Genomic DNA, 13940 nt, shown 5'->3' with positions numbered 1-13940 from the left:
GCGTTTGCCGGGTGTGGCGTCTAGACTGACGCCGTTCTTGTCGGGGTGCCTTGCTATGAGGCTGAGATCGGATAATCCGGATCCCGTTGAACCTGATCAGGTTAGCGCCTGCGTAGGGAACAAGATTTCTCGTCTCCCGGCGAGTCCTCTTGAGTATCGTCCGGGGTCTTTTTTGTTCATTTTTTGAACAGTCCTCGTTTTTCGATTCTCGGCATCCGTATTCTCACAGGGTGCATCCGTCCGTTCGATTCAGGCTCAAGCTCCGACAATCCATGCGCTGCACCATGATGTCCGGAGAGCCTGTCGATGAGTACAAAACTAAAAAACGCCAATCTGAGTGAATCCGCCCAGGTCGATTCGGGGTCGGTGCAGCCGTTCACCCGCTCGCAGAAAATCTACGTCCAGGGTTCGCGCCCGGACATCCGCGTGCCAATGCGCGAAATCAGCCTGGATGTAACGCCGACTGACTTCGGTGGCGAGATCAACGCGCCGGTCTGCGTGTACGACACCTCGGGCCCCTACACCGATCCCAATGTCATCATCGACGTGCGCAAAGGCCTGGGCGACGTGCGCTCGGCGTGGATCGACGACCGTGGCGACACCGAGCGCCTGGGCGGCCTGAGTTCCGACTTCGGCCAACAGCGCCTGGCTGATGCCGAACTCACCAAACTGCGCTTCGCCCACGTGCGCAACCCGCGCCGCGCCAAGGCCGGCGCCAATGTCAGCCAGATGCACTATGCGCGTCAGGGCATCATCACCGCCGAGATGGAATACGTCGCCATCCGCGAAAACATGAAGCTGCAGGAGGCCCGCGCTGCCGGCCTGTTGAAGCAGCAACACGCCGGCCACAGCTTCGGCGCCAGCATTCCCAACGAGATCACCCCTGAGTTCGTGCGCGAGGAAATCGCCCGCGGCCGCGCCATCATTCCGGCCAACATCAACCACGTCGAACTGGAACCGATGATCATCGGCCGCAACTTCCTGGTGAAGATCAACGGCAACATCGGCAACAGCGCGCTGGGCTCGTCCATCGAAGAAGAAGTGGCGAAACTGACCTGGGGCATTCGCTGGGGTTCGGACACGGTCATGGACCTGTCCACCGGCAAGCACATTCACGAAACCCGCGAGTGGATCATTCGCAACTCGCCTGTGCCCATCGGCACCGTGCCGATCTATCAGGCGCTGGAAAAGGTCAACGGCGTTGCCGAGGACCTGACCTGGGAGCTGTTCCGCGACACGCTGATCGAGCAGGCGGAGCAGGGCGTCGACTACTTCACCATTCACGCTGGTGTGTTGCTTCGCTACGTGCCGCTGACCGCCAAGCGCGTCACCGGGATCGTCTCCCGTGGAGGTTCGATCATGGCCAAGTGGTGCCTGGCGCATCACAAGGAAAACTTCCTCTACACCCACTTCGACGAAATCTGCGAAATCATGAAGGCCTACGACGTCAGCTTCTCGCTGGGCGATGGCCTGCGTCCGGGCTCGATTGCCGACGCCAACGACGAAGCGCAGTTCGGTGAGCTGGAAACCCTTGGCGAGCTGACCAAGATCGCCTGGAGGCATGACGTGCAATGCATGATCGAAGGTCCGGGCCATGTGCCGATGCAGCTCATCAAGGAGAACATGGACAAGCAGCTGGAATGCTGCGACGAGGCGCCGTTCTACACCCTCGGCCCGCTGACCACCGACATTGCGCCGGGTTACGACCACATCACCTCGGGCATTGGCGCGGCGATGATCGGCTGGTTCGGTTGCGCGATGCTCTGCTACGTCACGCCCAAGGAACACCTGGGCCTGCCGAACAAGGATGACGTGAAAACCGGGATCATTACCTACAAGATTGCCGCCCACGCAGCCGACCTCGCCAAGGGCCATCCGGGCGCGCAGATTCGCGACAACGCCCTGAGCAAGGCGCGTTTCGAATTCCGTTGGGAAGACCAGTTCAACCTCGGCCTGGACCCGGACACCGCGCGTTCGTACCACGACGAAACCCTGCCGAAGGACTCGGCCAAGGTCGCGCATTTCTGCTCCATGTGCGGGCCGAAGTTCTGCTCGATGAAGATCACCCAGGAAGTCCGTGAGTACGCGGCCAACCAGAAGATCGAAGCGGTGGACCTGTCGGTGGCCGAAGGCATGCGCGAGCAGGCCGAGCGGTTCAAGCAGGAAGGCAGCCAGCTTTACAAGAAAATCTAGCCACAAGCCGTAAGCTACAAGCTGCAAGAAGAAGCGGATCTGCGTTGGCTTCTAACTTGTGGCTTGCAGCTTGAAGCTTGTCACTGCTCTTTACGAGATAACAACGTGAACACACCCGGCACCTATTCTCCCGACATCCCCGTCCCCGCTGCCAAGCGGGTGTTCGGCGGTCGGGATCTGTTTTCCCTGTGGTTTTCCCTGGGCGTGGGCCTGATGGTCCTGCAAACCGGCGCATTGCTTGCGCCGGGGCTGGGACTGTCCGGCTCGATGCTGGCGATCTTCCTCGGCACCCTGGTGGGCGTTCTGCTGCTGGCCGCCGTCGGCGTGATCGGCAGCGACACCGGCCTGTCGTCCATGGCCGCCCTCAAGCTGAGCCTTGGCAGCAAGGGCGCGGCGCTGCCGGCCATCCTCAATCTGCTGCAACTGGTGGGTTGGGGTTCGTTCGAAATCATCGTCATGCGCGACGCGGCCACGCTGCTGAGCGCTGGCGCCTTTGCCGAAGGCAGCCTGTGGACAAGCCCGCTGCTCTGGACGCTACTGTTCGGCGGCCTGGCCACCTTGCTCGCCGTCAGCGGCCCGTTGACCTTCGTGCGGCAGATCCTGCGCAAGTGGGGCATCTGGCTGCTGCTGGCCGCGTGCACCTGGCTGACCTGGAACCTGCTGAGCAAGGCTGATCTGGCGGCGCTGTGGGCCCGTGCCGGAGATGGCTCGATGCCGTTTGCCGTGGGTTTCGACATTGCCATCGCCATGCCGCTGTCCTGGCTGCCGCTGATCGCCGACTATTCACGCTTCGGCAAGCGCGCCACCGGCGTGTTCGGCGGCACGGTGCTGGGCTTCTTCATCGGCAACTTCTGGCTGATGACCCTGGGCGTTGCCTACACCCTGGCCTTCGCGCCAAGCGGCGAAGCCAATGCGCTGCTGCTGGCGCTGGCCGGCGCTGGAATGGGCATTCCGCTGCTGCTGATTCTGCTGGACGAGTCGGAAAACGCCTTTGCCGACATCCATTCTGCGGCGGTTTCCAGCGGGATTCTGGTGAAGATCAAGGTCGAGCATCTGGCGCTGGCCATCGGCGTCATCTGCACGCTGATCGCCTGTCTTGCGCCATTGGCGCAGTACCAGAACTTCCTCTTGCTGATTGGCTCGGTATTCGCGCCGCTGTTTGGCGTGGTGCTGGTGGATCACTTCATCCTGCGTCGTCGCAGCCATGGCGCCGCGACTGAAGGTTTGCGCTGGATGACGCTTCTGGCCTGGCTGGGCGGGATTTCCACCTATCACCTGCTGGCCAATCTCTACCCGGACATCGGCGCAACACTGCCAGCGCTGATCGTCGCTGGCGTGCTGCAACTGATTCTGGGCAAGGCGATCAGCTCCGGCCGGGGAACAGTTCCGGCTTGATGATGCCGTTGAGCTGAGGGTAAGGAATCTTCAGCTCGATGTGGCCCATGGCGTACGGGGCGATGGTGGTGACCGGATATTTCAGGATCACTGCACCGTACGTCAGGGCGATGTTTGAAGTTCGCTTGAATGGCCACATCTTCTGGAACTCGGTGTCCTTGTCCAGCTTGGTGCTGACCTGCCAGGCCTGGTGCGCCATTTCAGCCTTCGCCCAGAACGCTGCTTCCTGGCCTGGCACCAGCATGTCGGCCAGCGTCAGTACGCGCTGTAGCTGGCGCGAATAGTTGATGAACGCGCGGCCCGGATTGCCGTGGGCGCCGCCGGTGTCCAGGTAGCTGGACAGCTCGACCACCACGATTCCGTCATGCTGCTCACGTACCTTGGCCTGCAAATAGCTGCTGTAGCGCGCCGGCGCCGTGGCCAGGAACTGTTCCTGGTACGCCTTGAGGGTCGGTGGCACCGGACCGTCGGTGTCGCTGCGGGTCAGTTGCAGCAGGGTGCGCTGCACGATGGCATCGAGCTTGGCTTCGTCCGGGAAATGCACGGTATCAATGTTGACCAGCGGGCAATCGCTGGCGGTGCAGCCGGGTTTGACCAGCTCCGAGGCGTCACGCTGAACGGTCAGCGGACTGCGCATGTTGGGTTGGAACAGGCTCTGGCAGGCGCCCAGAACCAGGGCCAGGCAGGCCATCGAAATGATCTTCAGAAACGACATGGTGATCCTTGACGTTGACATAAAGGGCCATCACTTGGGTGCAACGGCAACAGGCTTCGACTGCGTCTGGCGCAATCAGTTCGCCACTGGGCGGATTAGAGTGCCTTTCGGTTGCCGTCGTCTACCTTTACAGCCGGATTTGCGCGTCTGAACGCCCGGCAAGGGCTGCATCCGGCGCGTCAGCACGTTAGGATGGGGCCATGAACTGAGCGCCTTGCAGTGAGAAACCTATGACCGATACCGCGAAATCGACGCCCACAAAGCATGAAATCACCCGGCGCGAAACCTGCTTCAAGGGTTTCTACCAACTGGATCGTCTGCACCTGCGCCATGAGCTTTTCGACGGTGGCATGAGCCCGGAAATTTCCCGCGAACTGTTCGTGCGTCACGATGCCGTGTGTGTCTTGCCATATGACGCCAAACGCGATGAAGTGGTGTTGATCGAGCAGTTCCGGGTGGGTGTGATCGGCAAGCACCCCAACCCCTGGCTGATCGAAATGGTCGCGGGCCTGATCGATAAAAAAGAGCAGCCTGAAGAGGTTGCTCACCGCGAAGGAGAGGAGGAAGCTGGGCTTGTCTTCAATGCGTTGTGGCCGATCACCAAATACTTTCCGTCGCCCGGCGGCAGCAATGAATTCGTTCACCTGTACCTGGGCAAATGCGACAGTGAGGGGGCGGGCGGCGTCCACGGGCTTGAAGAAGAGGCCGAAGACATCCGTGTGTCGGTCTGGTCGTTCGACGACGCGATGCAAGCCGTAAAAGACGGACGCATCGTCAACGCTGCAACTATCATCGCAATACAGTGGCTGGCGCTCAATCGCGCCGAAATCAGGGGGCTGTGGTCGTGAATCTTTTGCGCGAGCGCTACCGTGTCGACCTTGCCGGGCTGCAGGCAGCCTGTGAGGCGAACTACGCGCGCTTGATGCGTCTTTTACCCGAGATGCGCAACGAACAACGCTCGCGCCGGGTGGCCGTCACCCAGGGCGATCAGATGCTGGGTGTGCTGTCGGTCGAAGTCGTGCAGAACTGCCCCTACACCTCCACCCTGCTGGTGCGTCAGGAACACAGCCTGCCGTGGCTGCCGGTGCCTGTCCTGGAAGTGCAGGTGTACCACGATGCGCGCATGGCCGAAGTCATCGGCGCCCAGCACGCACGGCGTTTCCGCGGCATCTACCCATACCCCAACGCCCACATGCACCAGCCCGACGAAAAGGCCCAGCTCAACATCTTCCTCGGCGAATGGCTGAGCCACTGCCTGGCCTGCGGACACGAGTTCGAAGCGGTTCGCTGAGCCTCCCTTATCCGCACTTCTCTCTCGTAGCAGCACGGCTTGCCGGCGGGAGCGGTGTGTCAGTCAACCCATCTGTCCCTGACACACCGCCCCCGCCGGCAAGCCGTGCTGCTACGGGGCGGTGTACAACCAAAGCTCTTGATCTTGATCTTGATCTTCTTACGCGATGGTACAGGCGCCACCGAACGCGACGTCAAGGCGCCAGGCCGAACGGAGGTGTCGCGTAGTGGGTTGAGCGGCAGGAAGCCGCGAAAGCCGTGCAGGCCATGGATGGCCCATCACGGCGGACCCACGGAGCGGCGCCGGAGTGAGGGAACCGGGACGAAGTCGCGGCCCAGCCTGTCGCAAATGGTTTGGCTACTTTGCCGAAACAAAGTAGCGCGCCGTAAAGGCGCAAAGGTGATTCCGAGTCGACATCGCGAACGGATATGCTCACCAGAATCTGGACCACTACCACTGGGGGCAGATCCGTTATCGAGTGCACTGGACCTGAGGGTTTCGCCCCTTACGGGCGACCTACTTTCTTTCGGGAAAGTAGGCAAACCATTTGCTCCTGGCTGGGGTCCTTCGGACTTCCCTCGACTCCGGCGTCGTTCCGGGGGCACGCCATGATGGGCCATCCATGGCCCGCACGGCTTTCGCGGCTTCCTGCCGCTCATCCCCCTCCACGACACCTGCGCTCGGCCTGGCGCCTTTACGTCGCGTTCGGCGTCGCCTGCACCATCGCGCACAAAGATCAAAATCAAAATCCAAAGCACCCCACCGCCCTGTAGCAGTCCGGCTTGCCGGCGAGGCGCCCTCAAGATCGCTGTCGTCGGCAAGCCGGACTGCTACGGGACCGATTACACCCACGCGCCTCTCGATGTTGCACAAATGAGAACTGCAACCCTGTTTCCGGGTTTGCCGTTGCTCCAATCAAACACCATAATCCGGCCATACCCGCTCAAGGAGATGGCCTTTGCCGAGCGCAGCCCTGAATTCGTCCTCTGTATTGTTGGTGCAACTATCCGACAGCCATTTGTTTGCCGAAGCGGACGGCGCGCTGCTGGGCATGACCACGCGCGACAGCCTCACGGCGGTCGTGGACCGGGTGCTGGCCGAGCAGCCGCAGATCGATCTGGTGCTGGCCACCGGCGATCTATCCCAGGACGGCACGGTGGAGTCGTATCAGGCGTTTCGCCAGGCGAGCGAGCGGCTGGATGCGCCCAAGCGCTGGCTGCCGGGCAACCATGACGAGCTGCGGGAGATGGCGATTGCCGCGCAGCAGAGCGACGTGCTCGACCCCGTTGTCGATATCGGCAACTGGCGGGTGACGATGCTGGATTCCGCCGTGCCGGGTTCTGTGCCCGGTTATCTGGAAGACAAGCAACTGCAACTGCTGGCCCAGGCCCTGAGCGAGGCGCCGCAACGCCATCATTTGATCTGTCTGCATCATCATCCGGTGCCCATTGGCGCGGCGTGGATGGAGCCCATCGGTCTTCGCAACCCGGATGCCCTGTTCTCGGTACTGGAACGTTTTCCCCAGGCCCGTGCTTTGCTCTGGGGCCACGTGCACCAGGAGTTCGACCAGATGCACGAGGGCTTGCGCCTGATGGCCTCGCCCTCGACCTGCATTCAATTCGCGCCGAACAGCGAAGACTTCGCCCTCGACGCGAAGGCTCCGGGATATCGCTGGCTGCGGCTGTTCGACGACGGGCACATGGAAACCGGTGTGTCGCGCATCGATCCGGACCTGTTCGAGGTCGATCTCAGTGGCGCCGGGTATTGAAGGAAACATCCTGAATTCGCCACACACCGCCAACAAACGAGTGTTCACGCCGTTGTCCCTGTAAACTGCGTGGCTTTGCCGTGTGAGGCAGCCCCAGGCGGCCCCTTGAATCGCAGCTTACGGAGACGATCCCGTGAACCCGCAACATTCGACTCTGCTTTATATTCACGGCCTGAACAGCTCGGCGATGTCGAAAAAGGCCACGCAACTGGCCTCCCTCATGCGAACGCTGGGGCTTGGCGAGCAATTGCGCGTGCCGGAGTTGCACCATCACCCGCGCCAGGCCATCGCCCAGCTCGAGGCGGCCATCGAGGAACTAGGCGGTCGGCCATTACTGGTCGGCAGCTCGCTCGGCGGCTACTATGCGACTCACCTTGCTGAGCGGCATGGTCTGAAGGCGGTGTTGATCAACCCTGCGGTCAATCCGCACCAGTTGTTCGACGGCTTCCTGGGCACGCAACAGAACCTGTACACCGGCGAAACCTGGGAGCTGACCCACGATCACGTGGCTGCGCTGGCTGAGATAGAAGTGCCGGCGCCGCAGGACCCCCAGCGTATCCAGGTGTGGCTGCAGACGGGTGACGAAACGCTGGACTACCGCCGCGCCCAGGCCTTCTACCGGGCGTGCGCGCTGCGCATCGAGGCCGGTGGCGATCACAGTTTCCAGGGGTTTGCCGATAAACTGCCCACCCTGTTGAGCTTTGCCGGGTTTGCCCCGGAACTGCTCCAGGCCATCGATCTGTCGTCGTTGTGAATGTGCGACCGATCAAAGCCTTTGCTGCAACAAATATGTAGAACACGCTTGGAACAATAGCGTCACTCCGAAATTTCATGAACGACTTGATGACGAGACCCCATGGCCAATCCCAGCGCTAGCTCTTATAACGCAGACGCCATCGAAGTCCTCTCGGGCCTCGACCCGGTCCGCAAGCGGCCGGGCATGTACACCGACACCACGCGGCCGAACCACCTCGCCCAGGAAGTCATCGACAACAGCGTCGACGAAGCACTGGCCGGACACGCCAGATCGGTGCAGGTCATCCTGCACGCCGACAACTCCCTGGAAGTGGCCGACGACGGTCGCGGCATGCCGGTGGATATTCACCCGGAAGAGGGCGTGTCGGGCGTCGAGCTGATCCTCACCAAGCTGCACGCGGGCGGCAAGTTCTCCAACAAGAACTACCAGTTCTCCGGCGGCCTGCACGGGGTGGGGATTTCCGTGGTCAACGCGCTCTCGACCCAAGTGCGGGTGCGGGTCAAGCGTGACGGCAACGAATACGAGATGTCCTTTGCCGACGGGTTCAAGGCCAGCGAACTGGCCGTGGTGGGCACGGTCGGCAAGCGCAATACCGGCACCAGCGTCTATTTCGCCCCGGACCCCAAGTATTTCGACAGCCCCAAATTCTCCGTCAGCCGCCTCAAGCACGTGCTCAAGGCCAAGGCCGTGCTGTGCCCGGGCCTGACCGTCAGCTTTGAAGACAAAGGCACCGGCGAGAAGGTCGAGTGGCATTACGAAGATGGCCTGCGCTCCTACCTGCAGGATTCGGTCAGTGACTTCCTGCGCCTGCCTGAAGAACCCTTCTGCGGCGTATTTGCCGGCAACAAGGAAGCGGTGGACTGGGCGTTGCTGTGGCTGCCCGAGGGTGGCGACAGCGTTCAGGAAAGCTACGTCAACCTGATCCCGACCGCCCAGGGTGGCACCCACGTCAACGGCCTGCGTCAGGGGCTGCTGGATGCGATGCGCGAGTTCTGCGAATTCCGCAACCTGCTGCCACGGGGCGTGAAGCTGGCCCCCGAAGACGTCTGGGAACGTATCGCCTTCGTGCTGTCGATGAAGATGCAGGAGCCGCAATTCTCCGGCCAGACCAAGGAGCGCCTGTCCTCTCGCGAAGCGGCGGCATTCGTCTCCGGTGTGGTCAAGGACGCCTTCAGCCTGTGGCTCAACGCCCACCCTGAAATGGGCATGCAGCTGGCCGAGCTTGCGATCAACAACGCCGGTCGTCGCCTGAAAGCCAGCAAGAAGGTCGAGCGCAAACGCATCACCCAGGGGCCGGCGCTGCCGGGCAAACTGGCGGACTGCGCCGGTCAGGACCCGATGCGCGCCGAGCTGTTCCTGGTCGAGGGTGACTCGGCCGGTGGCTCGGCCAAGCAGGCGCGGGACAAGGAATTCCAGGCCATCCTGCCGTTGCGCGGCAAGATCCTGAACACCTGGGAAGTCGATGGCGGCGAAGTGCTCGCCAGCCAGGAAGTGCACAACATCGCCGTGGCCATCGGAGTCGATCCGGGCGCGGCTGACATGAGCCAGCTGCGCTACGGCAAGATCTGCATCCTGGCCGACGCCGACTCCGACGGCCTGCACATCGCAACCCTGCTGTGTGCGTTGTTCGTCCAGCACTTCCGCCCGCTGGTCGAGGCCGGTCACGTCTACGTTGCCATGCCGCCGCTGTACCGCATCGACCTGGGCAAGGACATCTACTACGCCCTGGACGAAGCCGAACGTGATGGCATTCTCGACCGCCTGGTGGCCGAGAAGAAGCGCGGCAAGCCACAGGTCACCCGATTCAAAGGCCTTGGCGAGATGAACCCGCCACAGTTGCGTGAGACCACCATGGACCCGAACACCCGGCGCCTGGTGCAACTGACGCTGGATGACATCGAAGCCACCTCGCAAATGATGGACATGCTGCTGGCGAAAAAGCGCGCGGGCGACCGTAAGGCGTGGCTTGAATCCAAAGGCAACCTGGCCGAGGTGATGGTTTGAGGCGAGGCTGGCTGGCCGCCCTGTTGCTGGCCGCCGCTCCCGCGTTCGCCGCGCCGCTGCCGGAACTCAAGTTGCTGTCCGAGCACCCTGTGGACGACATGGTGGGCGGCAATCTCTCGGGGCTGGCCTCGTGCGATGGCGTGCTGTGGACGGTATCCGACCGCGACGACACGCTGCTGTACCGTCTCGACACTTCGGCGACGGTGTGGAAGGCGCGGGCGCAGGTCCTCGAGATTCCGCCGATTCCCGACAGCGGCCTGTCAGCGACCCTGCGCGGGATGGCCAAGGCTTCGGCCCTGGTGCGTGGCGGCGATCTGGATTTCGAGGGCGTGAGCTGTGACGCTGCCGGCAACCGTTATCTGGTCAGCGAGGCCTATGCCACGGTGCTGAAAGTGCCCGTAAACGGCGCGCCGACCTGGCTCGACCTGCCCAGGGCGCTGGTCGAGGAGGCGCAGTCGGCGGGAATGCTGCAGCACTTCAACGCCATCTTCGAAGGCATCGCGATCAACCCTGCCGGCGACCGGCTGTGGCTGGCCGCCGAGCGCGAGAAGCGCGGGCTGCTGACTGCAAAATTGGGTAATGACGGCTGGGAATGTGATGCCAGTTGCATCCTCAAGGTCGAGTCCGGCAACGACATCCTGCCACCTGAACTGGGCGGTAAATCGGTCGCCAAGGATTTCTCCGACATCTCGCTGTACAAGGGCAAGCTGTACACCCTGGAGCGGGCGGCGTACCGGATCTGTCGGCGTACCCTGGAAACCGGGCAACTGGAAACCTGCTGGTCCTTCGCCAAGGAGGCATTGAAACCCAACCGGCTCTACGATCAGAAATACGGCCTGACCGAGGCGCTGATCGTTGACGACAAGGGCGCCTGGGTCGGGACTGACAACAACTTCGGTGCTCGCGCCGATGGCGAAAAACGCCCCATTGTCTGGCGCTTTGCCGCGCCTGAGGGTGGCTGGAGCGCCAGGCCTTGACCCAGGCACCTCCCGGCAAGCGCGCCGGGCGCCTGATGCTGATCATCGTCTGGGCCGCGGCGCTGTTCCTGGCGACGCGGTTTTTCGGCGAGTGGGAGCAGCGTCAGGAAAACCCGAACAGCAGCGTCAGTTCGTCGCACGGTGACGGTTACGTCGAGGTGCAACTGGTGAGCAACCGCGAGGGGCATTTCGTCATGACGGGGCAGATCAATGCCCGCCCGGTGCAGTTCATGCTCGACACCGGTGCGACCAACGTCGCGATCCCGCAAGCGGTGGCAGATGCATTACGCCTGGAGCGTGGTGCCCGGGTCGAGGTGAGCACGGCCAATGGCCGCACCGAGGCTTTCCGGGCCACGCTGAACAGGCTGCAGATCGGCGATATCGTCCTGGACAACGTGCGCGCCCTGGTGGTGCCCGGTCTGGACGGCGATCAGGTGCTGCTGGGTATGAGCGCCATCAAACAACTCGAATTCACCCAGCGCGGCGGCACCTTGCTGCTGCGCCAGACGACAAAATGATGAGGCCCGCATGAGCGACTCCCTTGACCTCAGCCTGGACGGCGTAGAACGCCGCTCGCTGGCTGACTTCACCGAACAGGCCTATCTGAACTACTCCATGTACGTGATCATGGACCGTGCCCTGCCGCACATCGGCGACGGCCTGAAGCCTGTACAGCGGCGTATTGTCTACGCCATGAGCGAGTTGGGCCTGGACGCCGACGCCAAGCACAAGAAGTCGGCGCGTACCGTCGGCGACGTGCTCGGCAAGTTCCACCCCCACGGCGACTCGGCCTGTTACGAAGCCATGGTGCTGATGGCGCAGTCCTTCAGCTATCGCTACACCCTGGTCGACGGCCAGGGCAACTGGGGTGCGCCGGACGATCCCAAGTCGTTCGCGGCCATGCGCTACACCGAAGCGCGTCTGTCCCGATACTCCGAGGTGCTGCTGACCGAGCTTGGCCAGGGCACGGCGGACTGGGTGCCGAACTTCGACGGCACCCTGGATGAACCTGCCGTGTTGCCGGCACGTTTGCCGAATATCCTGCTCAATGGCACCACCGGCATCGCGGTCGGCATGGCCACCGACGTGCCGCCGCACAACCTGCGTGAAGTCGCGTCCGCCTGTGTGCGCCTGCTGGACGAGCCCAAGGCCACCATCGAGCAGCTTTGCGAGCACGTTCAAGGCCCGGATTACCCGACCGAAGCGGAAATCATCACGCCGCGTCATGACCTGCTGAAAATCTACGAAAGCGGCCGTGGCTCGGTGCGCATGCGCGCCGTGTATCGCGTCGAAGACGGCGACATCGTGGTCACCGCGCTGCCCCACCAGGTGTCCGGGGCCAAGGTGCTGGAGCAGATCGCCGCGCAGATGCAGGCCAAGAAGCTGCCGATGGTCGCCGACCTGCGTGACGAATCGGACCACGAGAACCCGTGCCGCATCGTCGTCATCCCGCGCTCCAACCGCGTCGATCCCGAAGAGCTGATGCAGCATCTGTTCGCCACCACTGAGCTGGAATCCAGCTACCGGGTGAACATCAACATCATCGGCCTGGACGGCAAGCCGCAACTGAAAAACCTCAAGGCACTGCTGTCCGAATGGCTGCAGTTCCGTATCACCACGGTGCGTCGCCGCCTGCAGTTCCGCCTGGACAAGGTCGAGAAGCGCCTGCACCTGTTGGAAGGCTTGCTCACTGCGTACCTGAACCTGGACGAAGTGATCCATATTATCCGTACCGCCGAGCACCCGAAGGCCGAGCTGATCGCGCGTTTCGAGCTGTCGGAGATTCAGGCCGACTACATCCTCGACACCCGTCTGCGTCAATTGGCGCGCCTGGAAGAGATGAAGCTGCGCGGCGAGCAGGACGAATTGCTCAAGGAACAGGCCAAACTGCTGGCCCTGCTGGGCAGCGAAGCCAAGCTGCGCAAGCTGGTGCGTACCGAGTTGCTCAAGGATGCGGAAACCTATGGCGATGATCGCCGCTCGCCTATCGTCGAGCGCGCCGAAGCCAAGGCGCTGTCCGAAAACGAACTGATGCCGACCGAACCTGTGACGGTCGTGCTGTCGGAAAAAGGCTGGGTGCGCTGCGCCAAGGGCCATGACATCGACGCCACCGGCCTTTCCTACAAGGCAGGCGACGGCTTCAAGGCTGCGGCCAACGGTCGCTCCAACCAGTTTGCGGTGTTCATCGACTCCACCGGCCGCAGCTATTCGCTGGCGGCCCATACATTGCCGTCGGCCCGTGGGCAGGGTGATCCGCTGACCGGACGCCTGACGCCACCGCCAGCCGCAACCTTCGAGTGCGTATTGCTGCCGGACGACGATGCGCTGTACGTCATCGCTTCCGACGCCGGTTACGGTTTCGTGGTCAAGGGCGAAGACTTGCAGGCCAAGAACAAGGCGGGCAAGGGGCTTGTCAGTCTGCCTGCGGGCGCCAAGGTGATCCTGCCGCGCCTGGTGCCGGACCGTGAGCAGAACTGGCTTGCGGCAGTGACCACCGAAGGCCGCCTGCTGGTGTTCAAGATCAGCGACCTGCCGCAACTGGGCAAGGGCAAGGGCAACAAGATCATCGGTATTCCGGGCGATCGCGTGGCCAGCCGCGAAGAATACGTGACTGACCTTGCGGTCATTCCTGATGGCGCCACCCTGGTGCTCCAGGCAGGCAAGCGCACGCTGTCTCTGAAACCCGACGATCTTGAGCATTACAAAGGGGAGCGAGGCAGACGTGGCAATAAGCTACCACGCGGATTCCAGCGAGTTGATGCATTGTTAGTGGAAAGCGCTACGTAAACGGCCGTTTTCAGCGATCGATCTTCGTATTGTCACCAAGATCGACGCAGAAT

11 protein-coding genes and 1 riboswitch are annotated in these 13940 nt (G+C 62.4%); of the genes, 10 read left to right on the top strand and 1 reads right to left on the bottom strand.

Translation table 11 applies throughout. The features are described 5' to 3' along the window. The first annotated feature begins 31 nt into the window (after window positions 1–31). Window positions 32–136, top strand: a riboswitch (TPP riboswitch). Between the two features lie 170 nt (window positions 137–306). Both thiC and cytX read left to right on the top strand, forming a co-directional pair. Further along, on the top strand, window positions 307–2193 hold the full coding sequence (thiC, locus tag NPS29_RS07495; protein ID WP_274131708.1) for a phosphomethylpyrimidine synthase ThiC: 1887 nt from the start codon (window positions 307–309) through the stop codon (window positions 2191–2193). Window positions 2194–2298: 105 nt separating this feature from the next. Then, window positions 2299–3588, top strand: coding sequence for a putative hydroxymethylpyrimidine transporter CytX (gene cytX, locus NPS29_RS07490; RefSeq protein ID WP_274131707.1), 1290 nt, complete (start codon window positions 2299–2301; stop codon window positions 3586–3588). On the opposite strand, the gene NPS29_RS07485 is transcribed toward cytX, so the two are convergent. Then, the gene (locus tag NPS29_RS07485) at window positions 3557–4303 is read right to left on the bottom strand and encodes an RsiV family protein (protein ID WP_274131706.1); all 747 of its coding nucleotides are present in this window, start codon (window positions 4301–4303) and stop codon (window positions 3557–3559) included. The two genes, cytX and NPS29_RS07485, sit on opposite strands and share 32 nt — an antisense overlap. 230 nt (window positions 4304–4533) lie before the next feature. On the opposite strand from NPS29_RS07485, the gene NPS29_RS07480 reads away from it, so the two are divergent. The 8 genes from NPS29_RS07480 to parC all read left to right on the top strand — a co-directional run bounded on the left by NPS29_RS07480 (window position 4534) and on the right by parC (window position 13887). Then, the gene (locus NPS29_RS07480; protein WP_274131705.1) at window positions 4534–5151 is read left to right on the top strand and encodes an NUDIX domain-containing protein; all 618 of its coding nucleotides are present in this window, start codon (window positions 4534–4536) and stop codon (window positions 5149–5151) included. After that, complete coding sequence (locus tag NPS29_RS07475; protein WP_274131704.1) at window positions 5142–5594, top strand: DUF1249 domain-containing protein; 453 nt, start codon at window positions 5142–5144, stop codon at window positions 5592–5594. Before NPS29_RS07480 ends, NPS29_RS07475 begins: the two co-directional genes overlap by 10 nt. Before the next feature lie 958 nt (window positions 5595–6552). Continuing rightward, window positions 6553–7362, top strand: coding sequence for a 3',5'-cyclic-AMP phosphodiesterase (gene cpdA, locus NPS29_RS07470; protein WP_274131703.1), 810 nt, complete (start codon window positions 6553–6555; stop codon window positions 7360–7362). A gap of 187 nt (window positions 7363–7549) precedes the next feature. Then, the gene (locus NPS29_RS07465) at window positions 7550–8116 is read left to right on the top strand and encodes a YqiA/YcfP family alpha/beta fold hydrolase (RefSeq protein ID WP_400606330.1); all 567 of its coding nucleotides are present in this window, start codon (window positions 7550–7552) and stop codon (window positions 8114–8116) included. A gap of 102 nt (window positions 8117–8218) precedes the next feature. Continuing rightward, window positions 8219–10123, top strand: coding sequence for a DNA topoisomerase IV subunit B (gene parE, locus NPS29_RS07460; RefSeq protein WP_274131701.1), 1905 nt, complete (start codon window positions 8219–8221; stop codon window positions 10121–10123). Further along, window positions 10120–11100, top strand: coding sequence for an esterase-like activity of phytase family protein (locus NPS29_RS07455; protein ID WP_274131700.1), 981 nt, complete (start codon window positions 10120–10122; stop codon window positions 11098–11100). The genes parE and NPS29_RS07455 overlap by 4 nt, the downstream gene beginning before the upstream one ends. A 35-nt stretch (window positions 11101–11135) precedes the next feature. Next, window positions 11136–11618, top strand: coding sequence for a retropepsin-like aspartic protease family protein (locus tag NPS29_RS07450; RefSeq protein WP_274131815.1), 483 nt, complete (start codon window positions 11136–11138; stop codon window positions 11616–11618). 10 nt (window positions 11619–11628) lie between these two features. Then, complete coding sequence (gene parC / locus NPS29_RS07445; protein WP_274131699.1) at window positions 11629–13887, top strand: DNA topoisomerase IV subunit A; 2259 nt, start codon at window positions 11629–11631, stop codon at window positions 13885–13887. Window positions 13888–13940 lie beyond the last annotated feature (53 nt).

Source organism: Pseudomonas putida, from assembly GCF_028682175.1.
Taxonomy (GTDB): domain Bacteria; phylum Pseudomonadota; class Gammaproteobacteria; order Pseudomonadales; family Pseudomonadaceae; genus Aquipseudomonas; species Aquipseudomonas putida_AD.
Note: the sequence above shows the minus strand (reverse complement) of the source record. Positions and strands in the feature narration are given on the sequence as shown.